Source organism: Corallococcus exiguus, assembly GCF_009909105.1.
Classification (GTDB): domain Bacteria; phylum Myxococcota; class Myxococcia; order Myxococcales; family Myxococcaceae; genus Corallococcus; species Corallococcus exiguus.
This window is the reverse complement of the sequence record NZ_JAAAPK010000004.1, coordinates 759,214-782,693: the sequence shown is the minus strand read 5'-3', so window position 1 is coordinate 782,693 and position 23,480 is coordinate 759,214. Positions and strand designations below refer to the sequence as shown.

Here is a 23,480-nt window from a genome sequence, read left to right as displayed (position 1 = left end):
TACCCTACGAACCCAGCCGTGCGCGGGACCAGACGCGGCCGAGCGCGGCGGCGGCGTCCCGGGCCAGGTCCACGAAGTCGCTGCCCAGGAGCTGCCCCTCGCGGACGCAGACGCGGCCATCCACGATGGTCCACGCCACGCGGGCGGCGGTGAGCTGCCCCAGGAGGAAGGGCGCATAGCCCGTCTCCGGGTCCGCGGCGGGGATGGCGTCGTAGACGACGAGGTCCGCGATGCTGCCCTCGTCCACGCCGCCCGACGGCTTGCCGTACAGGCGGGTGCACAGCTCCGCGGGGCCGCTGACGAACAAGTGCGCCAGCGAGTCATCCAGGTCCGGCATGCGGCCGGAGCGCGCCAGGGACAGCATGCTGACGAGCGCCCCCGCGAGCTCCTCCTGGAGGGTGCCATGGCCGCCGGTGCCCAGGCCCACGAGGTGGAGGCTGGACAGCGCGCCGTCGGCGGACTCGGCCGCGCGGTCCATGGAGCGGGTGGCGCGGGGCGTGAGGGCGATGAAGGTGCCGGAGGCGGCCAGCCGCTCGGACTCGGAGCGCTCCACGGCGCGCGGGTAGCCGGCGATGGCGTGGGGGCCCAGCAGGCCCAGCGCGTCCAGGCGCGGCACGACGCGGCGGCCGTGCGTGGCGTAGGTGGTGGAGAGGTCGTCCTCGTTCTCCGCGATATGGAACACGACGGACGCGTTCAGCTCCTTGCGCAGCTCCGCGATGCGGGACAGGAGCGGGTCCTCGCAGGTGTAGGACGCGTGGAAGCCGAGTGCGCCACGGACGCGAGGGTGTTCGCGGTAGCGGCGGACGAAGTCCGCGTTGGCGTCCGCCTGGGCGTTGGCCACGTCGGCGCCATCCAGGCTGTGCGTGGAGTGGGACGTGACCAGGCGGATGCCCAGGGTGTTCGCGGCGCGGGCCTGGGCCTCCAGGGCGCCGGCGACGTCGGTGGGGCACGACAGGTGGTCCACGACCAGGCTGACGCCATCGAGCAACGCGCGGGCGGCGGCGAAGAGGGTCAGGACCTCCACGTCCTCGGCGGTGAGGAGGTTGGCCACCGAGCGCATGCGCTCCAGACGCGAGCGGGGCTGGCGCAGGAGGAAGTCGCCATTGGGGGGCAAGAGCTGCCCGTTGACCATGTGCGAGTGACAGTCCACGAGCCCGGGGGCGACGAGGCGGCCTCGACAGGCCACTTCCCAGTCACCGGGGAGCACGGGCACCTCGGCGTCCGGGGCGACGCGGCGGATGATGCCCTCTTCGACCACGACGGCCATGCCGTGGCGGACGCGACCGTCCGCACGGAACACGGCACAGTTCTTCAGAAGCAGTCGGCCTTCCATGGACCTTCCCGTTTTAGCACGGGGTGGGTGGAGGATGAACCCCGTCCTCTACAGAGAGTCCCCGAGGGGCAGATCCATGCAGGGCCTCAGCGGGACTCACACCCGCCACTGCGCTTGAAGTTCCTCATCCTCGCCTGACAGGAGTGTTTCGCGGATGCTTCTGGCCGACCACATTGACTCAAGATGGCCTGCAAGACTCGCTGGGTCTCCGCCTCGACCCGGTCACCTTCTGCTTGCGTAAAGCGCCCGTGGCTTGGAACGAAGCGTTGCGCGAAGACCTCCAGGCGGCTCCTGGGGCCCTTGTTTTCGACGACCACAGTCAGATCGAGCTCCCGGTTGGCGGGCGTACGACTCGGGAGGCTCCATCGCCCAGGCGCGTAAGCAACAGGGGTGACGTCCGAAAGGGTTGGCAGCACGGCCCCAATGCACTTCGCGGAAAGCGGGGAGTCCATTTCAACGGACCTGTAGAGGCCCTCCGATTCATCACACCCGCCAAGAAGCAGGGTCACGGCGAAGACTGTCCAGCGCCTCATTACTCCTCCCAGCTCGCACATCGCGCCGCTCAATCCGAGTAGACACAGAGCATCGTCACCGGCTCGAAGACCGCATTCTGGCCGTCTCCGAAATCAACACCCAGGTAGGGCGGGACAGTCCTCCGCATATGAATCCTGACGGGTTCAGGTTCGGCCGTGAAACGAAAGAGGACGGGCTGTTCCTGCAACCACGCCTTTGCCCGTGCGAACTCCTCCTCCGACAAGGCACCATCGGCCCGGCTTGAAAATGCACGGACCCGGATCTCGTTGTCCTGAAGCATGGCCTTGAGGCGGCCCCACTCCCCCCAATGCCTGCCGGCAACCTCCGCAAGGGCCGGCGACATCGCGAGGAATGACAGTAATGTCAGTGGAGGAAGCACCCATCGCCAGAGCCGGACGATCCGATCGGGCTCCTTCCGGGCGAGGAAGAAGAAGCAATGGCCGACCAGGATGAACAACCACCCGCAGAGCGCAACCTCCACGAGCATGTCCGCGGCGGGTGGATCACCGGGAAAGAGGTGAGAATCCGCCAACAGACTCTCCCCCACCCCCAGGAGACTCAGCACGACCAGAACACCCACTGACGGCACGAACCCGCACAGCAATCCGATGTTCCCCCAGCGGGCAGAGGGGTTCATTACAACCTGCACGAACCGCATGACCGTCTTACGGAGTGGGTGTTCCAGGATGAACCCCTTTCTTCTCGTTGAGGACCTCCTCGAAGAGAGGGGACAGCTTCTCATACAACTCTCGTAGCTGGAGACCCTCATCAGCGGACATGCCGTTCGAGGCAATCACCCAACCACCAAAACAAGACATCGCGGTGAGTTTACGGCCTGCAATGCGACACGAGCGAATCGAATTCGCGCTCTTTGAACAGAGACTATCGAGTAACGGGCCGAGTCGAGGATGGTCACTCCTGGGTTCCAGGACAAGAAGTGTTTCGACTCGAGCATTCTTTCCGCTGACGCCAGCCAGGACCCGGTACGAACCCGCAGCGTACCATCTGGTCGCCCACCAGTGGCTATCGTCCTCCGTTCTGTAGAGCCAACCAGCGGCCTCTGTTTCTGCACGTGTGTGTCCCGGAAGAGGAAAACACAGCCCCAAGATCGCCAATCCAGTGCAGAGCATCAATGTTCCCCACCGAAGACCCACTGCGAATAGAGCTCCACATCAAGCCAAAGAAAGTCACGGGGGTCTCCCCATTCCCTTCCTGGTTTCAAATCGCCATCTCCATACCCAAAGCGCGGCGACGGCGCCCAATACCAGGGACAGCAACCACAGCACCGCGATTGCGGGCAGGGTCGCCCCCTGCCCCAATGGAATGTCCAGCACGTCCAGCCAACCCAACCACCCTTTCGGCAAGAGGCTCAGGAGCGACAACACGACCACCGGCCCGAGGTACGCCCCAACGAAGATCCAGACAATCTGAACGAATCGCATGACCGTCCTACGGAATGGGCGTTCCCTGCATGAGCAGTGACCAGGCAGCAGGTGCCATGGGCTCACCTACCAGTTCATGCGTCTCGGGCTTCCACCGCGAGGGAGCCATCCTCAGGTCCCGGAAGAATCGCTCGTTTCCCCAGACGGTGCCAAACCCCTCATGGCTGCAGACGAACAGCTTCAGCCGGGGGGCCCTCGTACCACTGGAGATCGTCCCAGCCGTCGACTCCCTTCCAGAGGCTCTCGTTCAGGGCTTCTCTTCTCACGGAAGCCATGACCGTCGTCCTCACCGCGCGAGAGCACGCCGCTCCGCGAACACAAGCAGCGGGAACCATACGACAACCAGAACCATGAAGACCGGACCGAACCCCAAAATCGCAGCCAGCGTCGTCAATGGGAACCACCCGACAGCCACGACGAGCCACGCCACCCACGTCCAACGCCAGCGCGGCAGAGGCCCTCGGTGCAAGGCGAGCGACACCCCGCCCAACGCCAAGACGACCAGTGAAAAGCCATGGAGCAGGCCTCGCAGGAGGCTTGAGAGGTACGAGACGAGTGGAAACGGCGGCAGGATGAGGATGTGGTAGACCCAGACCAGAGCGGACACGACCATGGCAGCCCGGAGCACCAGCGGGGGCGACGCCACTTTCATTTCCTGGGAGGTCGCAGTCATCCGTCACATCTCCGAGGCACGGATACAATGTCCGAGAAGCCCTGCGGCTCGGCCATCGGAGGTCTTCACGCAGAGCCACTTCTCGGGACATACCGAGTCGTTCCACGGGTCACAAACAAGCTCACAGGTAGACCCCGCGTCAACGTGAGCGAAATTCGTGCGGCCGGCACACACCAGGCCAGTCCCGCAGACTCCCGCTGGGAGACACTCCGTTCCAATCCGCTCAAGCACGGCCGCAGGGACTTCTCTGGGGTCCGCACCTCGCTTGCAGCCCATGTGCACGCCGAGCAGGACGAACAGCAGCGTCGATGTAACAAACCTCATGGTCCCTCCCCGCCTCAGTCCGACGGAAGGCAGTCATCGTGGTCGGGCCTCTCAATGATGCCCTCCGTGGAGGTTGTGCCAGTGGGGCATGTCTGAACGCATCTCCATCAGGAGACGCCGGGAGGGGTGCAAAAAGATCCCGCCGAATCGTTAAACGCTGCCCCGCCGCACACCTCTCCGCTCGGGCAGTCCGAAGTCTCTTCGCACGCTCGCTGACAGGTACCCGAACCTGGCGTCAGCGGCCAGATCATGCAATCCAGATCCTCTTCGCAGTCGGCGCTACGCTTGCAGTGCCCGCCCTCTTGAACATGAACTGAGGCCACCTTGGAATCGCGGCTGACAGCACAGGAAGAAAGGAGAATCAGAAGCGCCAGCAAAGGCCATTGGGGTTTCATGGTCTCACCTATCAGTTCATGCGTCTCGGGTTTCCACCGCGCGGGAACAATTTTCAGGAAGCTCCGTGGCGGCAATCAGTCCCACTCCAGGCTGACTCCACCGTCCGCGTTCACGGTTGCGACTCCTCGCAATCCGAGCCACGGATTCACGAACGCACCGGTTTCCAATTGGACCCTGCCGCCATCCGTGAACTCAAGGTCAACGGACAGGTCCCCATCCGCGTTCGCGCGTCCCTGACAGACGACACGGCCATGAACAGGGACCTTCTCAAAAGCGCATTCCTCGCCAGGAATCCGAGCAGTCAAGACACGCAACTCGCTCCCGGTCTCATTCACGAGGACGATTCGCGTTCTTCCCGAAACATAGATGGCAACCGCGGGAATCAACACGAAGAGCAGCAAGCCTGCCGCCAGGGTCCACACCCAGTTCCTATTGATGGCTCACCTCCACTCTTTCTGGCAAGACGAATGATCTGACCCTGACTGAGTCAACATGCAGACCAGACCTTGTCTACAGGAAAATGTGAACCCAGCGCATCCACCGTCCAGGGCCCAGCGAAAGTCCTCTCCCATGTTCCATCATCCAAGGGGCTTTCGCCCCTGTCCACGCCCACAGTTCGGCTCAAGGGAGGACGTCATCGAGCTCAGGCCTTTCAATGACGCGCTCAGGGGTGCGCAGATAGAGGACCTCCTCATCGACACCCCAAGAGGTCTTGAGTTCAACCTCGACCACAGAGACACATCCCGCCGCGAATGAGACGTAGACCTTCGGATATTGCCGGACCTTCGCAACCGGCTTCGCGTAGTCCCAATGGAGCCTCCCTGATGGCGTCACCTCTCTCGCCAGGGGCATGCCCAGGCGTTGAATCACCTCATCTTCAGACATGCCCGGGGACACGGAGCGGAGCTTCGCCGCGCTGAGTCCTGGTGCCAGATGGCTTCCAGACCAGGGGACTCCGAAGCCGACGTAGAAAGCCACGGCGCCCGTCGACACCAGGCCCAGGAAGAGCCGGTCCCACCAGGCCTGGGGTCTCCCCAGCGAAGCGCGAAGCAGCACAGGTGACTCTGGTGAACTCAAGGTCAACGGAAAGATCCCCATCCGCGTTTGCCCGTCCCTAACAGACGACACGGCCATGAATCGGGACCCTCCGCTGGGGTCCACACCGAGGTCATGACCGCGCAGTGAGCCTCCATCAACGGTGGTAGGTGAAGCCGCTGCCCCAACTCACCGCGAAGGTGACCAGGCCCAGCACCTGGAAGCATTCCCACAACCGCAAGTCGATGTCGTCCAAGGTCGAAGCGCGTGAGACACGAATCAGCCAGAAACGCCGTCCCAGATAGAACACCGTGCCGGCCAGCCACACGGCCCAGAGAATCCAGAACACAGGTCCCCCGATGAGCAATCGTCCCCAGGCCAATACGGCGTTGGTGGCGACCATCGCGCAGCAGAACGCCGTCAGGCTCAGCCACGCCTTGAATGAACCAGGAGTCAGCGTCGCGAACTGTCTTCCCCGTCCTCCGAGCATCCTTCCCACCTCCGGCGGTGTGAACCATCCCCGGGCGCCCCACCCCTACTCCGTCTCCCGCCTGGCAGGCAGGACGGCGTGGGTTCTAGCCCCCTGGAGACCGGTATACTCCCAGTCCCATGACACCGCTGAGCCCCAGAGTTGCCACCGCCACGAAGCAGGACACGCCGGCCGCGCTCGGCTTCCTGCGCTTTCGCCGCCTGTAGCTGTTCTCGCCCCGGGCTGACCTCGCCATCCTAGGCATCCCCCCTGGCCCTGACTGCGGTGGCTGCGGGCGCCAGCGCGTTTCTCGCCCCTGCCGCCGGGGACAATACCCACCGGCTCCTGGGCTGGACCGCCCAGAACCTCCTGGGCAACGCCACGCACGTCATCCTCACGTTCCTGCTCTTGGCGTGCACCGCGACGTGCTCGCCACCGCGCCCAACCAGCCGCGCACCATCTTCGCCCACGAGGTGGCCATGGTCGCCGTAGGCGCGGCGCTGTTCTTCACCTTCTACGCCGACCGCTCTATCCACACCTTTGCCGAAAGAGTCATCTTCAACGTCTCCGGCATACACCACAGGTGGACAACTACGAGGGGGGCGCCATCGACCAGCGCGCGGGCGGGGGCCAGCGGGTGAGGAACTCGACGTCCTCGGCGGTGAGGAGGTTGGCCACCGAGCGCATGCGCTCCAGGCGCGAGTGGGGCTGGCACAGGAGAAAGTCACCATTGGAGGCAACAACTGCCCGTTGACCATGTGCCAGTGACAGTCCACGAGCCCAGGGTCTACGCGGCGGATGATGCCCTCCTCGACCGCGACGGCCATGCCGTGGCGGACGCAACCGCCTGCCCGGAACACGGCGCAGTTCGTTAGAAGCAGTCGGCCTTCCATGGACCTTCCCATTCTAGCTGGGGTCGGTGGAGGATGAACCCCGTCATTCATGGATGGCCCCCGAGGGGCGGATCCATGCAGGGCGCCGTCCCGGTAACTCACTGAAACGAGATGGGAGCCCGGCGCTTGAGCGCGAATTCAACCAGGTCCTGTAGAGCCTCCACCAAGAACCCACCACTCAGAGCGAGGAACGACTCGAACGCGTTTCGAGGCACGAGGCCCATGGAACTCGCCTCACTGCGTTGCCACTCCGACGCAAAAGCGACTGGTGGGCGCGCCTGCATCTCCCTTGCGATGACCGCCAGTTCCTCGCGCAACCGCTCGCAGTCCGCGACGGACCACTCGCCATCACAATCCGAGTGCAGGATGAACATAGGAAACCGAGAGCCCGCCCTTCCAGCCGGCTCCAGCTCGCGAGTGACATAGTCACGCAACGCGCCGAAGTCCGAATAACCTCCAACTGCGACCTCCTCCAAATCCTCACCACCTTCGTAGACAACAAGACAAAGACCCACGACGCCTCCTCTGAACTGATACGCCGCATGCTTCTACCCTCAATCCGAGTAGCTGCAATACATCGTCACCGGATCGAAGGCCGCGTTCTGCCCGCATCCGAAATCGACCACCAGGTACGGAGGGGCGGTTTGCCGCAAGTGAATCTTGACGGGCGCAGGCTCTGTCTCGAAGCGGAAGGAGGAGGGCTGTTCCTGCCACCATGCTTTCGCCCGCGCGGACTCCTCATTCTGTCCGCAGGCTGCCTCCACCGTCCGCATTCACGGTGACTCACCCTCGAAATCCAATCAGCGGGTTCACGAACTCACCTGTTCCCATTTCGACCCGGCTGCCTTCCACGAGCTCAACGTCGAAAGACAGGTCTCCGTAACTCCAGGTCGATGTCGTCGCAAGTCAAAGCCCGTGAGACTCGAGCCAGCCTGTACGGCATTCCTAACTGAAATACCATACAGACCAACCACACGGCTCAGAGAACCCAAAACAGTGGTCCACCCAGGAGCGAGCATTCCCTGGCGGCATCGAGTGGAGTCGACACCTCAGAAGGACTTCCCCCTGCTAGGGTTTATTAATCTTTTCCGCAGGCTCCAGGGCGCCAATATCAACCTTGACCTGCCATGATTTATCGACAATGGGAATAATTTCACTCCCCTTGCTCGCATAGACCTCCAACTGTGGATTCATCACATAGTAGACGCGATCAGGATTGACATAGTTCTCTCCCGAGCCCTTGGCATCCTCCCATCTAATCGGCATAGACATATTGGCTTGGTCGCCGTCGGAGAACTCTTTGGGGCTTTTGAAAGTATGCGTATGACAAACAGCATCGGCCTTCGCACCGACACTGATCGAACCGCCATACTGTCCGGGCGTAAGTTCGGGAATAGTGTACCGCCATTTCTTCATTGACGGGTGCCGATAAACCGCAAACGCGTACTCGAAATTTCCCCATCCAGCCGAAGGACTCAAGAAATCGATATTTGCACTGACAAATGCAAAACCAGCCATGGCGGCAGCTTCGGGGGAGTCATAAACAAACTGCCCGGGGGCCAAGCCGGAAGAGTCGACCCAGAACATGGGATTCCCGAACCCATAGCCATAGGGTGCTCGAGTTGAAGCGGCCAATCCCGTCAGGGGTTCAGGTTGGAAATACTGACCCAGTCCTGCCTCGAGATACCGATTCCAGTTCTCGAACAGATCTGTCTCCGCGTCGTGGTACTGACCGGGGAAGCCAAGCGGAATCCAGAAGGCCTGGGCTCCCGCCTGATACCGCTGGTACTCGTACCCCTCGACCGCGACGCCCTGGTAGCTCGTCAGACCACTGGCGTTCGAAGCGAAGCTCACCGACAGGTTGCCGTTGGACGGAGTCACCCAGACCGTGGTGACGCGTCCCCGGCGCTCCCCCGACTGACTGTCGAGGACGCTACTCGTGTCCGGGTCCACCAGCCGTACGAAGCCCACTCCCGGCTCCGTGTCCACCACGTGGTAGCGCGCGCGCATCCGCACTTGGACGGACGTCGTCTCCTTCGGCTGGAAGAAGGACGCCAACGTCGTGGATGTGTTGTGCGCGTACGGGTGGGCCGTCTCCGCGTGGTAGCTCACCCGGTTGACGTGCCCGAAGGGGTCCGTGTCCGCGGCCCCTGTCACCCGCCTCGACGCGTCCAGCATCACCACCGGCTTGCCGATGTGGTCCGTCACCGGGAAGTACACGCCGCACGCCACCGACTCCCCGTCACGGGAGCAATCTCCCGTGCCGTCGGGCTGACGCGCCCAGGCCGCGCTGAACTTCCCGCGCACCAGTGCCACTGGACGTCCCTCCAACCATACATAGTCGTCCAGGGTGAAGTGGCCAATCGGCGTGCTCAGACCATTGTTACCCCGGTCCGTCAGCAAGCGGTTCGCCAGTGAGTGGAAGTACTCGTCCGCCGTCCCGTAGGGGTTCGACTTCAGCCGTCGACGGCCCAGCGCATCGTAGAAGTAGTTGTAGTACGCGCCGTTGACATTGACGGCACGGAACACGGTCTCCGTGGCCACGCCTACTGTCTGTCCATACTCGAACCCCAGAGTGTAGACAGGTCCACCTGACATGGTCGCCGCCCACCGCTTCTGCGTCACTCGGCCGTCTTCGTCATGCGACAGGGTGTATTTCAGCAAGCTGCCACTGGCCGATGAACCCCACCCCGTCAGCTGGTCCACCGCTGGGGCTGTCCCAGCGGTCAGGTCGTAGATGAATCCGTCCTCCTCCAACTGGGTCCGGTTGCCGCGACCATCGTATTGATACGTCCGCGATTCGAACGAGCCACCTGTCGCCGCGAAGTTGCCCGTCGGCCGTCCCGCTCCCACCAAACGCAGCGTGCGATCATAAGCGTACGTCTCCGTCCGAGGCGTCGTCGCGCCCAGGAGGCACGTGTCCAGCCGGGCCACCTGGTCTCCGTTCCACGTATACCCACGCTGATAGATGTCGCCACTTCCCGAGCCCGGCGAGAACGAACCGGACGACACCCGCAAGGAGCGCAGACGGCCCGTCATGTCTCCCGAGGAGAGATTTGGCACGGCCGTCGGGCACGCGGAGGGCGCCACCGACGCGTTGTCCCCGAGCATGAACTCCATGGCGCTGTTGTTTGAAGTCGCCGAGTGGTTCATCTGGTAGCCACGAAGGCCGCCGTACGGCTCCCAGGCGATGCCCTCGATGATTCGAGTGTCCGTGTAGCCCGTCGTCCCGAAGAGCCGGACGTCGATGGCTTGGGTTCGGTCCAGCTTCGCTCCCGTCCCATAGACGTACGTGACCACGCGCCCATGCGGGTACGTCACCGTCTCAATATTGCCATTCGCCGTGTAGGTATAGAACGTGTGCGGATGGGCGTTCACCGTGCCCGACGAGCAGCTCGTCTCGCCCTCGCGCAGCCGGATCTCCCCCGCCACGCGCCCGAAGGCATCGTACTGGTACCATGTGCGTCCGAAGGAGTCGTGGCGGTAGCGCAGTCGCCCGGCCGTCTTAGTAGGCTGCGGACAACTTGAGGGAGGCACGCTGGTTGCGTCGCCAGAGTCATTCACGTCATACGACAGGGCGAAGAGGTTCTCCGCTCCTGTGGCGGGCGTGTTGTAGTGCCGCACGGAGCGCAGCAGTCGGCCTATCTGATCGTAATCATAGGAGAGCCACTCCCACGACGCCCGCATCTCCGGCGTCTCCTTCGCCGTCACCTGGCTCCGGGCGTCATAGGCATAGCGGGTGACTCCCGCGCCCCCAGCGCCGTCGCTCGTATGTGGCAGGGACACCGTCACAAGGTTGCCGAAGTCGTCGTAGCCGTAGGTGGACGCTGGCACCGACGCACTGCACGTCGAGCAGTCATTCGACCCTGACGCCACCGCGCAACCCGCACGCACGGAGGTGACGTTGTTCTGAACGTCGTGCGTGAAGCATGTGCGCTGGTTGCTGCCGGACGTGGGGAACTCATCCACCTTGGTGAGCCGGTCCAGCCGGTCGTAGCCCATCGCGGTGCACAGGGTCGAAACCGGCGAGCCATCCGGGTTCACGCCGCCGCAGACCGCAGGCGGCGCATTGGAGGGGAAGCCCAGACCCGTCAGGTTGCCATTGCCGTCAAACACCCGTGCAGTCTGGACGGGCGACGGAGAGGTACCCATGCCCTCGTAGGTCGGGTGCTTCCGGGCGTCCGCCGCGTAGGTCTTCACCCGGCGCGTCTGCGCGGTGCTTCCCGTCCACGTCTGGAAAGTTTCGGACTTGAGCGTCTCGTCCGGCCAATAGGTGTAGTCCACCCGCTCAGCCCAGGATGAACCCGAGGCATCCGCGGCCGTCGCCTTCCACTGCAGCAGCTTCGTGAGTGTCCCGCCCGAGCAGCCCGACGTCGTCCCGCTTCGGTAACAGAAGACGTCGTGGTTGCCTTGGGGATGCTTGATGGCCTTGAGCCGCCCCTGGTCGTAGATCAACTCCGTCGTGGTGGTTGTCGCGCCATCCACCACGCTCTGCTTCGCGAGCAGGTCCTGGTTGAACTCCCGCGTGACAATCACACCGTTGGAGTCCTGGATGCGCGTGGCATTTCCGAAGACGTCGTACTCCAGGTATTGCGTATCCAGCGACGTGCTCCCTCCACATCCACCCGGGAACACCGACTCCTTCTTGAGCTTGTTCCGACGGTTCTCTATGTCGGTCCGCGGCCAGTACTCGTACTTCATCACCGGGAACGGCGTCGTGGACGGGCAGTCCGTAAGGGTGGAGACGTCCGCGACGCTCGCGTCGACCAGGCAGGGACCGTGCACCTCCAACACGCGGCCCTCGGCATCCTCGGGCCCCACGCCGCCGCACTGGGTCGCCCGGAAGTTGAAGACCGCCACGCGGCGCTTCTGCACCTGCCAGTTGCCCGAGCTGTCCCGCACCTGCGTCCATCCCGTGCGGAACGTCGCGTTCAACCGGTTCGTTACGGAGTCGTAGACGTACTGCGTCCGTGCATTGGGGTCCGTCTCGCCCGTCGGAGCCAGAACGCTCGCGGTCTCCTTACGCTCGAGCAACTGCTCGAAGGCCCGCAGCGTGCGCCCTGCCCCACCATACGTATACCCATATTTGAGTGTCGCCATGCTGCCCGTTCCACTCAGCGACGACGCGCCTTCTGTGATTTGCGTCAGCGCCTTGACGTGGCTCAGTGGCACCCCCTGCCCTTCCGGGACGCCCGCGCCCGCGTCAGGTCTCTCATGGTTGTAGAGTGTCCACGTGTCTCGCAGATCCTTGTGCCCCTTGGGCATCGCAGGCTTCAGCTGGCTGTTGGCGGGCGGGCACTCATACTCCCAGAGTTCCGTGCCAGGAACGACTCCCGGACACGAGGGGCCATCACACCGCTCCTCACGGCTGTAGAGCCGCCACGTCTGGGACGAATCGTAGGCGGGGCCCGACTTGAACCGGGAGGTAAAGGTCGTCTGGCCCGTCGCGCCAGTCCCAAGACCGGCGATGGTATCAGCGAAGTCCCTGCTGGGGGCACTCCCGCCCCGCGACAGGGTGCAAGCATCGAAAGCCCCCGCGCTCGCCACGCTCGCGATGGTGTAGTCATGACCATCTGCCTCATCACGGGTTGCATTCTGATTGCTATCCCAGGAATGCTTCGCGTCGAGGACTCCATTTTCGTAGACGGAGTAGGTCGAGTTGGGGGAACCGTAGGTATAGACGTATTTCCGGTTCGTCCCGCGTTGAGGGTAATTTACCTCCGAGAGCTCATTGCCCCCGCTGGCGTAGGTGTATTCGACCAGTGTCTTCTCTGAAACACCGCCGTCAGCGCTATCCTCCAGGGAGACATGGTCCAGGACGCACTCGGTCTTTCCCGAAGAAGACGCAATGACGGCCCGGTAGTAGAAATGAAGCTTTGCTCCATCACGAGTGGTGACGGTGCTGAGATAGGGCACACCTGGATCTGTCCCCGTGGCGCCCGTGTAGCAATCCGGATCCGCTAGCGTTCCGCCATCTGTGGAGGGGAGAGCATATTCCAACATAGCGCGCGGCACTTCAGGTGTTCCACCCGGCGCATACTCCGCGTCTTCGATGCGGCTCAGGAAGTAGTGCCTCGACTGTGCCTCGATGTTATGAACCCAGACAGAGTCATAAACATAGCGCCCGCTTCCCTCCCGATAAAAGACGAAGCGATCCGGCCAGCCTCCATCAGAAGTATCCTGCCACAACTGATCCCGGTTGCCTTCGTTGTTCTTATTGACATACCAAGCACCAGACGGAGCAGGTTTCGTGCTCCGGATCATCGAGTTCAGGTGCCCGTCCACATCTCGAATCGCAACCTCCGTGGAGGCCGGAGACGGCATCAAGATTGAACTGTAGAAATTGTGCCACCAATTAAGACTGGAGACGGCGGAGCGATGTGCTCCAAAAGGCCGCGCCATATAATTCTTGGGGTTGCCAACCTTTTCCGGAAGGAAGCCCGTGATGCCTGAACCGCTCACTCCTCCATAGTTATAGGATGGCGCCTTGGTTACATACATTCGAATGAACGGCAGACTTCCTTGACTCAAAGGCAACTCGAAATCCGTCACACGGAGATAGTTATAACCATCCGCGACGCTGACCGGATCTCCGTAGAAGCCCGCGCCTCCGGGCGCCTTGGGAGCTGTGGGCCCTGACTCGCTGGGATCGCCCTGGTTGCCGTCACACCTGGGAATGATGTTGGCAGGGCAAAACTGGGCACGGGCCGAAGTCGCCCCCACGACCGACAGGATCAGCGTGAGTCGAATCAGCGTTCTCATGGGACGCTCCCAATGGAAAAGAGCCGGGTGACTTTCAGACCGGCAAGTTGGAGGACGGAGTCGTCGTCCTGGAAATAGATTTCACGGCCCGTCGCGCCGTATTGCACTCGCGCGTTCGCATCCTCTGAGAGGCGGAACTTGTGCAGCGCTTTGGGTGGACGCTTCGCGGAGGTCCATTCCTTCAAGATCGCGTCTGACGCCTCGCGCTCCACATAGACCAGACGCCGCCCGTCAGGAGCGAAAGAGGGTTCGTTCAAATTGCCAGACGCGAGTGCCCCGGAGGCAGGTTGTCCCTCGCGCATCAGGTGCAGGGTTTTCGTGGTCACACTGCACAGCGTGTGGACATAGACAAGCTCTCCATCGGGGCGGAAGGCCGGGCGCAGATGACATCCAGGCTCATCCGTGAGCGCCGCAAGACCGGTTCCGTCCATCTTCACACGGTACAACTGAGCATTCGCGCTCTCATCATGCTGTCCCGGAGGGCCGCCTTTTCGTGGGTGATGGGCGAAATAGACCCACTGTCCATCTGGACTGACCACGGGATCCGCATGGAAGCCCCGGCTATTTCCGATGCGAACTGGGGCGGACTTCGTTCTCCAGTCCCACCGGTACAGCAAATCATTGAACGCGCCTTCCTCATACATCGTGAAGACGACGTGCTGGCCGTCTGGCGAGATGGCCAGCGTCGTGGCCCAATACGGCGGCGGCAGCCGGATGCGCTCGGGCTTCTTCGTCGCGACGTCCAAGGCCACCCAGTCACCGTTCCAACCAAAGACCAGGTAACAGGGAGAGGACACACCGGGAGCGCCCGGAGGCGCCGCCACCAGAAGGAGCATCAAGAGATGGGCAAGCATTGAACGGGCCTATCGCGCTTGAGCGGGACGCGCGGACCACCCCTTCGGGGGCACGCAGAAGGAGGCACCTGCGTTCGGATGAACCGAAACGCATTGCCAATCAACAGGGCATTCCGCCTCCGCCCGACACTGCTTGGAGCAGATCAACCCCAGGCCTGGGGCGGGCTGGGTATGAAGGCAGAGATTGGAGCGACAGGCGGACGCGCCTTGCGCGGCACAGTCCTCGCCCAGCTCCTTGGTGGCCATGGCCGCCTGGGTTTGCTGGTGCTCACCAAAGACTTTCCCAGGAGGAGCCGCGACCTCCGCATCGGCGACGGGCGATCGCGACTCATTACACGCCACCAGCAGGACCCCTCCTGCCAGCGCCCCCCACACCCATGACCGGAAAGACAATCGCCCCTCACTCTTGGAAGAGTCCCCTCCCGGTCAGCGATGCCCGGGAATATCCATACCCTATCTTTTGTCGAGAACCCACCACAAGACATGGCCTTACATTTCAGTGGCCGCGAAAATAAACACTTACGCCGCTGCAAATCCAATCGATAGCGTGTGTATTTTCCGCCCTGGGTTTCCCGAGACCGCCTCCCTGTTCCGCATTTCATGGAGGCAGCGTCACAGGCTCGTGTCGTTCTCCCGCCTGGCAGGCAGGGTGGCTCGGGTTCTTGGGGTCCAGGAGACCCGGTATACTCCCGGTCCCATGACACCGCTGAGCCCCGGAGTCGCCACCGCCACGGAGCAGGACACGCCGGCCGCGCCCGGCTCCCTGCGCTTTCGCCGCCTGTGGCTGTTCTCGCCCCGGGCCGACCTCGCCATCCTGGGCGTCCCCCTGGCCCTGACCCTGGTGGCCGCTGTCGCCAGCGCGTTCCTCGCGCCCGCCGCCGCGGACAACGCCCACCGGATGCTGAGCTGGACCGCCCAGAACCTCCTGGGCAACGCCACGCACGTCATCCTCACGTTCCTGCTCTTCGGCGTGCACCGCGACGTGCTCACCGCCGCGCCCAAGCAGCCGCGCACCATCCTCGCCGGCGCGCTGGCCATGCTCGCCGTGGGCGCGGCGCTGTTCTTCACCTTCTACGCCGACCGCTCCCTCCACACCTTCGCCGTGGCCGTCATCTTCAACGTCTTCGGCATGCACCACACCCTGTCCCAGCACCGGGGCCTGTGGTCCCTGCATGGCCTGCGCGGCGGACAGGCGGGCCTCCCCGCGCCGTCCCCGCTCGAGCGCAAGCTCCAGCAGCTCTACGTTCCGCTGCTCCTCTCCGTCCTCCTCGTCCGCATCTTCTTCGTCGCCGAGTCCGCCGCCCCGAACGCCCCCGCCTACCTCGATGTGGGCCAGGGCGTCGTCCTTCCGTGGCAGGCGCTGCCCGTGCTCATCGCTGTCTGGCTGGGCTACTTCCTCCTGCTCTTCCGCGCCGTGCTCCGCTCCGGCACCGCCAGCGGCCCCAAGGTGCTCTACCTCCTGGGCATGGCCACCGCGACCGGGCTGGCGCTCGTGGCGCCGTCCTGGGGTTACGTGATGCTCCCGGGCATGCACGGCCTGGAGTACTACCTCCTCAGCGCCCGCATGCTGGAGCCTCGCGAGGGCGACGCGCCCCGCTTGAGCCAGAAGCTCATCTGGCCCGCCATGGTCGTCTCCATGCTCCCGCTGTTCGCGCTGGGCGTGGTGCATGGCTTCCTGCTGGATGGCCCCATGCGCGGCTCGCTGGGCATCGGCGGCGGCGCGCAGGTGCATCCCCTGCTGCGCGCGCTGACCTCACTGGGCTTCGCGTGCGTGCTCGCGCACTACTTCGCGGACGCCTTCATCTTCCGCTTCCGCATCCCCTCCATCCGGCAGGTCATGCTGCGCCGCCTGGGCTTCTCCGCCGCCCCGAGGCCGCCCCTGCCCACTCCCGGCGCTCAGTAGTCCCCACCCGAACACCATGCGGCTCCGCGCCCTCCTGCCCGCCCCGGTGGCCCTGTTCACGCTGGGGCTCATCCTCTGGCTGGGGTTCCTTCCCCTTCGTAACTACGACCTGTTCTTCCACCTGGCGGGGGGCCGCTACGTGCTGGAGCACGGCTTCAACCCCGTGGACCCGTTCAGCGTGACGGGCACCGCGGGCTGGGTCCCCCACGAGTGGGGCTTCGGCGTGATCTGCGTCCTGCTCATCAAGGCCCTGGGCGCCGCCGGTCCCGCGCTCCTCGTCGCCTCACTTGTCGCGGCCAACGTGCTCCTTCTCTGGGTCGCCCTGCGGCGCGCGGACGCCCAACCCTCCCACCTCCTCATCCTCGCCTGTCTGGGATTGGTGTCGGGCGTCCAGGCCTCCACCTGGATCCAGGAGCGTCCCTTCCATCTGGGACACCTGCTCTTCGTCTTCGCCGCCCTGGGCGTCCAGGTCTGGCGCCAGGGCAATACGCGGGTGCTCTGGGCCTTTCCGCTCCTGGGACTCGCCTGGGCCAACCTGCACGGCAGCTGGCTTCTGGGCCCGGCGCTGCTCGCGTCCACCGCGATGGGCACGGCCCTGGATGACCGCACGCCCGCGTCGCTCCGGCGCTGCGGGGCGGCGCTCGCGGCGGCGCTCGCGATGTTCCTCGTCGCGGGCCTGTCGCCGGACGGCCCCCGCATCTACCTGTATCCGCTCGAACACTCGCTGCTCTCATCCACCCAGAACATCAACGAGTGGCGCCCGCTGGACCTGGATGCAGGCTGGAGCTGGGTCTACCTCCTCCTCCTCGGCGCGTGCCTCTTCGTCATCGGCCGGGCCCGAGTGCGGCGCGCCGCTGCCCTCCTGCCCACGCTCGTGCTGGGCATCGCCGCGCTGAAGGTCCAGCGCCATGCGCCTTTCGCCTCCGTGCTCCTCGCCCTCACGCTCGTGGAGCACGCGCGCACGAGCGACGCGCCCGCCCTCCCCCGCTTCTTGTCGTGGCTGGAGCGCCCCATCGCCACCTGGAGCACCGGAACGTCCCTGGCGCTGTGGCCCACCATCCTGATGGCCGGTCTGTTCGCGCTGAACGCTGGCGCGCCTCGTCCCGTGGAGAAGGGCACGCACCCCATCATCCCCCTGCCCGTGCTCCAGACGCTGAGCCAACAGCCTCCGGGCCGCGTGCTCAACCGCTTCATCATGGGCGGCCCCATCTCCTACTTCGCGGGTGCCCCGTACAAGGTCTACATCGACAGCCGGAATGATCCGTTCCCCGCCGCCATCCACCAGGCCTATGCGCGGCTCGTGTGGTCCGAGCCCGGATGGGAGCAGGCACTGGAGGCCTATGATCCGGACTACGTCGTCTGGGACACGGAGAACCCGGGCAACCTCCTGCTGGATCACCTCCGGGCGCGGGGCGGCTGGCGCGAGCTGGCGAAGGCGAACGGATGGGTCCTCTGGGCCCGGGAGCGCACGCCCACGGTCCCCGGAACGCCTCAGCGCCCCGCGACCGCTTCCGGCGGCGGGTGAAACACATACAGCGCCACGGGTGAGCCCTCCTCCGAGCGCACCCGGGCATCCCGGCGCAGCACCCAGAGTTGGCCCTCAAGCAGCGGCCGGGCCTCCGCCACCTCCGCGATGCCCCGTCCCGCCGCCACATAAGCCACCACCGGCGCGTCGGGCGTCGCCTTCACCGCCCACTCCCCACCCTCCAGCAGAACACGCGACATGCGCCCCTGGAGCACCGGCAGCGGCGTCTCCTCCAGCGTCACGCCCCGCTTCCGCAGCCCGGCGAGGGCCTCGCGAGGCTCCTGGGCGAAGGGCGCCGTGCCGCGCAACAGCCGCGCGTCCTCCGCCGGGACGTAGAGGTTCCCGTCGAAGCCCGGCACGGTGAACACCAGGTTGCCCAGCGCCCGGTCCTCATCGGGGTTGCGCCACTCGTGCCCCGTGAAGGGTGGCGAGGCCACGAGCCAACCCGGCCCGTGCACCCCGCGCCGCTCCATCCGCCGCCCCTCCTCGCCCCAGACCTGCCACACGTGCGCCTCGCCCGCGACGATGATGGTGGCCTCGTAGGGCGCACGGTGGATGTGCAGGGGGCACGTCTGGCCCCGCCCCATCACGTGCTGGTGCACGCTGGCGGTGTCGGACGCGAAGTACGTCTCCGAGATATCCGAAGCGCCCGGCCGCGCCTTCTCCAGGGCCGCCATCCGCTCGCGAACGTCCACCACCTCCACATCAGGCGGCGGCAGAGGGGTCAGCGCGCGCCGGAGCCCCAACAGGAGCCCCAGCAACGCGACACACAGCCCCATCACCAGCATCCGGTAGACCCAGAGCCGACGGCGCAGCCCGGCGACAACCTCTGGTGACGACACGGTCATGGCCCGCACGATGACAGGTTCAGCCCCTTGAAACACGAATGGCAGGCCCTTCCAGATGGAGGGACCTGCCATTCACCGGGACGCCACCGACACCCTCGCGAGCGCCAGCTCCTCCCGGACGAAGCCCGGAAGCGGCTCAGTAGGTGTTGTTCTGACCGAAGGACTTCATGGTCTTCTTGTTCAGCTGGTCGTTGGACGTCTGGCCGTCGTTGGCCACGTTGTCGTTACCGGCCAGGGCCGCCGCGGAGGCGCCGAACAGCTTGCGGATGTTGTCACCGAACAGCGTGATCACGCCGATGGCGGCGATCGCGATCAGGGCAACGATGATGATGTACTCGGTCATGCCCTGACCACGGTTCTTGCGGAACTGCTTCTTCGGGGCCTTCGCGATCGCGTTCATGGGAAACTCCGGGGGTCGTTGCAGCGGTGGAAAGACACACCCTGCGGGAAGTCAGGGTCGATACGGACAGTACAACGGGCGGGCAAGCACCTCCATCCGTCAACGGGAGGATGGGGGGGGCCGGATCAAGGAATATCGCGGGTCTGGAACCTCTCAAGGTTTCATCCCCCCTGTTTCAGGGCTCGCCAGGCGCCGCCGTGGGCATACGGGCGGTCCTCCCGCAGGGTCCGGAGGAAGGGCCTCGCAGTAGGCCTTGAACGCCTTCTGCAGCTTCGCATCCTGGGGGTGGAGCGCCGCCACCTCGCGGCCCACCGCCAGCGCCCCGTCCGCGTTCATCGGCGTCCACACCGTGCGCGCGGCCCAGGCCCGGGCCGTCACCAGCTTCAGGTACTCCGTCACCAGCTCCGGGGAACGGCCGCCCCGCGCCACCTCCGGCTCCAGCAGGGACGCCGCGAGGGTCAGATCCCCCTGCGCCAGCACCGCCCTGCCCAGCGCGAGCGCCGCCGCGGGATCCTCCGGCGCCAGTGAACGCCACAGCGCCGCCACGCCCCGGACCGTTGGATCCTTGTCCGCGTGGTAGCGCTGCACGTTGCGGTACAGCCCCGCGGCCTGCTCGGCGGTGGGTGGGTAGTCGCGCAGGTACTGGTGCAGGAGCAGCCCGGGCCCTGTCTCCGGCGACCGGCGCTCGTCATTCACGCGCACGTCCAGGTTCGCCAGGAAGAACGCCACCGGCGACGCGTACTCCAAAAGGTTCTGGTCGTCCGTGTTGATGGGGCCCTCACCCGCGAAGGCCTTCTGTCCGGCCTCGGTGTGCACCTGCTTGGACAGCAGGCCGAACAGGTCGTTGATCTCCACCCGCGCCAGGTCCGCCTTCACGTCCGGCCGGGCCATGCGCGCGGCCACCTCCGCCGCGTTGAACGACAGCGGCTTGCGGCTGGCCACCATCACCAGGTCCTCCGGGCCCAGCCACGTCGTGGCGTGCGGGAAGGTGTCCTGCAGCGTGCGGATCACCAGCCGCACCAGTTCGCGGTTGCTCTCGTAGGTGTGGATCCACTGCACCATCACGCCGTCGTCCGTCAGGTGCTTGTCCACCAGTTGGAAGAAGTCGCGCGTGAAGAGGCCGGACACGCCCGACACCCAGGGGTTGGACGGCACGCTGATGATGAGGTCGTACCGGATGGGCGCCAGCGCCATGAACGTCTTCGCGTCGTCGATGTGCACGTGCGTGCGCGGATCATCCACCGCGTTGCGGTTGTCCTCCTTGAACAGGCGCGCCGCATCGATGACCGCCGGGGAGATTTCCACCATGTCCAGGCGCTCCACCGGGTGCGCCAGCACGCTGCCCGTGGTGATGGCCGCGCCCGAGCCGATGACGAGCACGTTCTTCGGGTCGCGTGGGTGGAGCAGCGCGCCCAGGTGGCCCGCCACCACCTGCGTCTCGATGTCGCTCCCGTTCGACGCGTCCGTCTTCCCGTTGATCTTCATGAAGCGCAGGTTTTCGCTCGGCAGGTCCCCCACCATCACCGAGGCGAAGGTGTCGTCCGCGTAGAAGCGCGGGACGATGTTCTTCTCCGTGCTCTCCAACAGCTTCGCGTAGCTGTCCGGCGGCTTCTGGTGCGCACGGATGGCCGCGATGTTCGCCAGCCGCTGCGGCCAGCCGTGCATGCTGCCCAGCACCACCGCCGCCAGCACCGCCGTCACGCCCACCGGCGCCAGCGTCCGCCACGCGGGCACCACGCTTGCGCCCTCCCCTTCCTTCGGCGCGGACAGCGCTCGGAACGCCAGCGCCGCGGAGAGGAGGTTCGCCACCGCTCCCGCGATGAAGTTGCCCTGCATGCCCCAGAAAGGCATCAGCACCAGCCCGCCCAGCACGGAGCCGGAGAGCGTGCCCGCCGTGTTCCACAGGTACACGCCGCCCAGCTGGCGCCCCACCTCGGACACCTTCGCCGTGGCCACGCGGGCCGCCGCCGGGAACGCGATGCCCATGATGAACGTGGGCACCAGCAGCACCAGGCAGCAGAACGCGAAGGTGATGCCCTGGAAGACAGGCCACGTCTCCACCGCGCGCGTGAGCATCCACTCCGACCAGCGGAACAGGTGCGGCAGCCGCACGTACAGCGGCAACGCCACGCAGAGGCTCAACACCAGCCCCACCTGCGTCCAGCCATACAGCTTCAGCGAGTCCCCGCCCTCCTTGCGCGTCATCAGCCAGAAGCTGCCCAGGCCGATGCCCAGGATGAACGCCGTCAGGATGAGCGTGAAGGCATACGTGGACGCCCCCAGCACGATGGACAGCAGGCGGATCCACGTCACCTGGTACAGCATGGACGTGAAGCCCGACAGCATCACGCCCACGAGCGCGGCCCGCACCGCCCGCCGGGGATAGGCCACGTCCTCCGCGCCCGCCGCCGCGCCCACTGTCACCGCCGGTGGGTGTTGACGGGCCAGCGCCAGCGCCGCCAGTGCGAGCAGCACGTTGATGCCCGCGGCCAGCTTCGCGGACGCGGACAGGCCCACCAGCGGCACCAGCCGCGTGCCCGCCACGTAGACGCCCACCGCCGCGCCCAGGCTGTTGATGGCATACAGCCGCGCCAGCTCCTTGCGCACCCCGGCGAGGCTCGCCGCGAAGTGGCGCACCAATGCCGGCAGCGTGCCGCCCATGAGCAGCGTGGGCACCACCAGGGACAGCGAGGACACGAGCAGGCGCGGTGCCACCCGCAGGCCTTCCGGCACATGGGGCGCCAGGGACAGCCACAGGTGCTCCAGCGCCCCCAGGACGTACGGGAACGCCAGCGCGTACAGGCCCACGCCCAGTTCCAGCACGCCGTAGAGCGCCAGGGGGTTCTTCACCCGGTCCGCTGTCCGCCCGAAGACAAACGCCCCCAGCGCCAGGCCCCCCATGAACGTGGCCAGCACGACGGCGTGCGCCTGGCCGCTGTTGCCCAGCACGTTCCCCAGGTATTTGGACCAGACCAGCTCGTAGACGAGCGCCGTGGCCCCCGACAGGAACAGAAGGGCCGCCACAAGGTTCTTCGGAGGACGTGCGGTGCTGGTCATAAGGACAGCGCTCGACGTTACCCGGTATGTTTCAGGTCCACCAATGAACGCCCATCTCCTGCAAGCCGCGCAGCTCGCCTGGTCTCCCAACCTCCGGGTGACACGCGCCGAAGGTGACTGCGCCCAGGTGCTGCGCCGCGACGCCAAGGCGCTCGTGGGCATGTCCCTGCACACCGCGCTCGGGGTTCCCCAGGAGCGCGCCCGCGAACTGGATGCGCGAGCGCGCGAGGACCGCCGCGCGGTCGAGTTCGTCACCCTCTCCGCGGGAGGCCCCACCGGCAACCCGCCCGCCAACCACCTGCGGCTCGTGCTGGGCATGGACGGCGAGGAGGCCGCCGCGGGCGTGCTCGACCTGGGCACCGTGCTGGAGGGCGCCCCGCCGGTGCAGATCTCCAAGCTGTCCTCGTCGCTCAGCCATGAGATCCGCAACCCGCTCTCCTCCGTGAAGATGGCGGTGCAGACGCTGGCCCGGAACACCGGCCTGTCGGACCGGGACAAGCGGCGGCTCACCATCGCCAACCGCGAAATCCGCACCATGGAGCGCATGCTCTGGCTGCTCTCCGAGTACGGCCGCGAGAGCGTCGCGAACCTGGACGCCCACGCCCTGCGCTCGGTCGTCCAGGAGGCGACCGCCATGGTGGCCCCGGAACTGGCTGAGCGCCGCATCGAGGTGGATGTGAAGGAAGAGGCGGACCTGCCCCGCGTGAGGGTGGATCCCAACCGGTTGAGGCCCGTGCTCGCTCAAGTCCTGCTCAACGTGGCCATGGGCCTGCCAGAAGAGGGCCGCGTCCAGGTGACGCTGCGCAAGGACGACCCGGGCCACGTCAGCCTCATCCTGGATGATCCGGCCGCGGCCCTGCCTCCGGAGGACAGGGGCACGCTGTTCGACCCCTTCGGCTCGCGGTTGGCGCGGGGCGCGGGGCTGTCCCTGGCCGCCCTGCGGCGGGTGATGACGGGTGTGGGGGGCGACGTGGCGGCCCAGGGGAGCGCGGAACCGGGGATGGTGTTCACGCTGACGTTCGCCGCCTGAGG

At 65.5% G+C, this 23,480-nt stretch carries 15 protein-coding genes; 3 read left to right on the top strand and 12 right to left on the bottom strand.

What is annotated here, in order from left to right; all coding sequences use genetic code 11:
* Positions 1–4 precede the first annotated feature (4 nt).
* The 9 genes from GTZ93_RS19210 to GTZ93_RS19170 all read right to left on the bottom strand — a co-directional run bounded on the left by GTZ93_RS19210 (position 5) and on the right by GTZ93_RS19170 (position 14,613).
* Positions 5–1,333, bottom strand: a complete 1,329-nt coding sequence (locus tag GTZ93_RS19210; protein ID WP_139916282.1) for an amidohydrolase family protein — start codon at positions 1,331–1,333, stop codon at positions 5–7.
* 562 nt (positions 1,334–1,895) lie between these two features.
* Entirely contained in the window at positions 1,896–2,609 is a 714-nt protein-coding gene (locus GTZ93_RS19205) for a hypothetical protein (protein ID WP_139916281.1), read from the bottom strand.
* A gap of 986 nt (positions 2,610–3,595) precedes the next feature.
* Positions 3,596–3,982: a hypothetical protein gene (locus GTZ93_RS19200; protein WP_139916280.1), complete on the bottom strand. Its 387-nt coding sequence runs from the start codon at positions 3,980–3,982 to the stop codon at positions 3,596–3,598.
* Positions 3,983–5,323: 1,341 nt separating this feature from the next.
* On the bottom strand, positions 5,324–5,836 hold the full coding sequence (locus tag GTZ93_RS19195) for an outer membrane protein assembly factor BamE (RefSeq protein WP_139916279.1): 513 nt from the start codon (positions 5,834–5,836) through the stop codon (positions 5,324–5,326).
* A 58-nt stretch (positions 5,837–5,894) separates the two neighbouring features.
* Positions 5,895–6,227, bottom strand: a complete 333-nt coding sequence (locus tag GTZ93_RS19190; protein ID WP_139916278.1) for a hypothetical protein — start codon at positions 6,225–6,227, stop codon at positions 5,895–5,897.
* 970 nt (positions 6,228–7,197) lie between these two features.
* Complete coding sequence (locus GTZ93_RS43430) at positions 7,198–7,614, bottom strand: Imm70 family immunity protein (RefSeq protein ID WP_139916277.1); 417 nt, start codon at positions 7,612–7,614, stop codon at positions 7,198–7,200.
* A gap of 39 nt (positions 7,615–7,653) precedes the next feature.
* Positions 7,654–7,872 carry a hypothetical protein gene (locus GTZ93_RS42460; protein ID WP_139916276.1) on the bottom strand — a complete coding sequence of 73 codons (219 nt, stop codon included), beginning with the start codon at positions 7,870–7,872 and terminating at the stop codon, positions 7,654–7,656.
* A 295-nt stretch (positions 7,873–8,167) separates the two neighbouring features.
* Positions 8,168–13,861, bottom strand: a complete 5,694-nt coding sequence (locus GTZ93_RS19175; RefSeq protein ID WP_139916275.1) for an RHS repeat-associated core domain-containing protein — start codon at positions 13,859–13,861, stop codon at positions 8,168–8,170.
* On the bottom strand, positions 13,858–14,613 hold the full coding sequence (locus GTZ93_RS19170; protein WP_161662918.1) for a TolB family protein: 756 nt from the start codon (positions 14,611–14,613) through the stop codon (positions 13,858–13,860). The genes GTZ93_RS19175 and GTZ93_RS19170 overlap by 4 nt, the downstream gene beginning before the upstream one ends.
* A 799-nt stretch (positions 14,614–15,412) precedes the next feature.
* On the opposite strand from GTZ93_RS19170, the gene GTZ93_RS19165 reads away from it, so the two are divergent.
* Complete coding sequence (locus GTZ93_RS19165; RefSeq protein ID WP_161662917.1) at positions 15,413–16,618, top strand: hypothetical protein; 1,206 nt, start codon at positions 15,413–15,415, stop codon at positions 16,616–16,618.
* Between the two features lie 16 nt (positions 16,619–16,634).
* Positions 16,635–18,143 (top strand): hypothetical protein, encoded by a 1,509-nt coding sequence (locus GTZ93_RS19160; protein ID WP_139919700.1) that lies wholly within the window; start codon positions 16,635–16,637, stop codon positions 18,141–18,143.
* On the opposite strand, the gene GTZ93_RS19155 is transcribed toward GTZ93_RS19160, so the two are convergent.
* The 3 genes from GTZ93_RS19155 to GTZ93_RS19145 form a co-directional block, all read right to left on the bottom strand.
* Positions 18,110–19,063: a cupin domain-containing protein gene (locus tag GTZ93_RS19155; RefSeq protein ID WP_257979291.1), complete on the bottom strand. Its 954-nt coding sequence runs from the start codon at positions 19,061–19,063 to the stop codon at positions 18,110–18,112. The genes GTZ93_RS19160 and GTZ93_RS19155 overlap by 34 nt on opposite strands.
* Positions 19,064–19,127: 64 nt before the next feature.
* Positions 19,128–19,391 carry a hypothetical protein gene (locus tag GTZ93_RS19150; RefSeq protein ID WP_139919699.1) on the bottom strand — a complete coding sequence of 88 codons (264 nt, stop codon included), beginning with the start codon at positions 19,389–19,391 and terminating at the stop codon, positions 19,128–19,130.
* 153 nt (positions 19,392–19,544) lie between these two features.
* Entirely contained in the window at positions 19,545–22,415 is a 2,871-nt protein-coding gene (locus tag GTZ93_RS19145; protein ID WP_276528803.1) for a fused MFS/spermidine synthase, read from the bottom strand.
* A 76-nt stretch (positions 22,416–22,491) separates the two neighbouring features.
* Between GTZ93_RS19145 and GTZ93_RS19140 the strand changes: the two genes are divergently transcribed.
* A complete protein-coding gene (locus GTZ93_RS19140) occupies positions 22,492–23,478 on the top strand; it encodes a sensor histidine kinase (protein ID WP_139919697.1) in 987 nt (328 codons plus the stop codon).
* Positions 23,479–23,480 lie beyond the last annotated feature (2 nt).

Bases quoted from the DNA above. Each gene is read 5' to 3' on its own strand.
- GTZ93_RS19210 (WP_139916282.1), bottom strand. From the start codon at position 1,333: ATGGAAGGCCGACTGCTTCTGAAGAACTGTGCCGTGTTCCGTGCGGAC.
- GTZ93_RS19205 (WP_139916281.1), bottom strand. From the start codon at position 2,609: ATGAGAAGCTGTCCCCTCTCTTCGAGGAGGTCCTCAACGAGAAGAAAG.
- GTZ93_RS19200 (WP_139916280.1), bottom strand. From the start codon at position 3,982: ATGACTGCGACCTCCCAGGAAATGAAAGTGGCGTCGCCCCCGCTGGTG.
- GTZ93_RS19195 (WP_139916279.1), bottom strand. From the start codon at position 5,836: ATGGCCGTGTCGTCTGTTAGGGACGGGCAAACGCGGATGGGGATCTTT.
- GTZ93_RS19190 (WP_139916278.1), bottom strand. From the start codon at position 6,227: ATGCTCGGAGGACGGGGAAGACAGTTCGCGACGCTGACTCCTGGTTCA.
- GTZ93_RS42460 (WP_139916276.1), bottom strand. From the start codon at position 7,872: ATGCGGACGGTGGAGGCAGCCTGCGGACAGAATGAGGAGTCCGCGCGG.
- GTZ93_RS19175 (WP_139916275.1), bottom strand. From the start codon at position 13,861: ATGAGAACGCTGATTCGACTCACGCTGATCCTGTCGGTCGTGGGGGCG.
- GTZ93_RS19165 (WP_161662917.1), top strand. From the start codon at position 15,413: ATGACACCGCTGAGCCCCGGAGTCGCCACCGCCACGGAGCAGGACACG.
- GTZ93_RS19160 (WP_139919700.1), top strand. From the start codon at position 16,635: ATGCGGCTCCGCGCCCTCCTGCCCGCCCCGGTGGCCCTGTTCACGCTG.
- GTZ93_RS19155 (WP_257979291.1), bottom strand. From the start codon at position 19,063: ATGGCAGGTCCCTCCATCTGGAAGGGCCTGCCATTCGTGTTTCAAGGG.
- GTZ93_RS19150 (WP_139919699.1), bottom strand. From the start codon at position 19,391: ATGAACGCGATCGCGAAGGCCCCGAAGAAGCAGTTCCGCAAGAACCGT.
- GTZ93_RS19140 (WP_139919697.1), top strand. From the start codon at position 22,492: ATGAACGCCCATCTCCTGCAAGCCGCGCAGCTCGCCTGGTCTCCCAAC.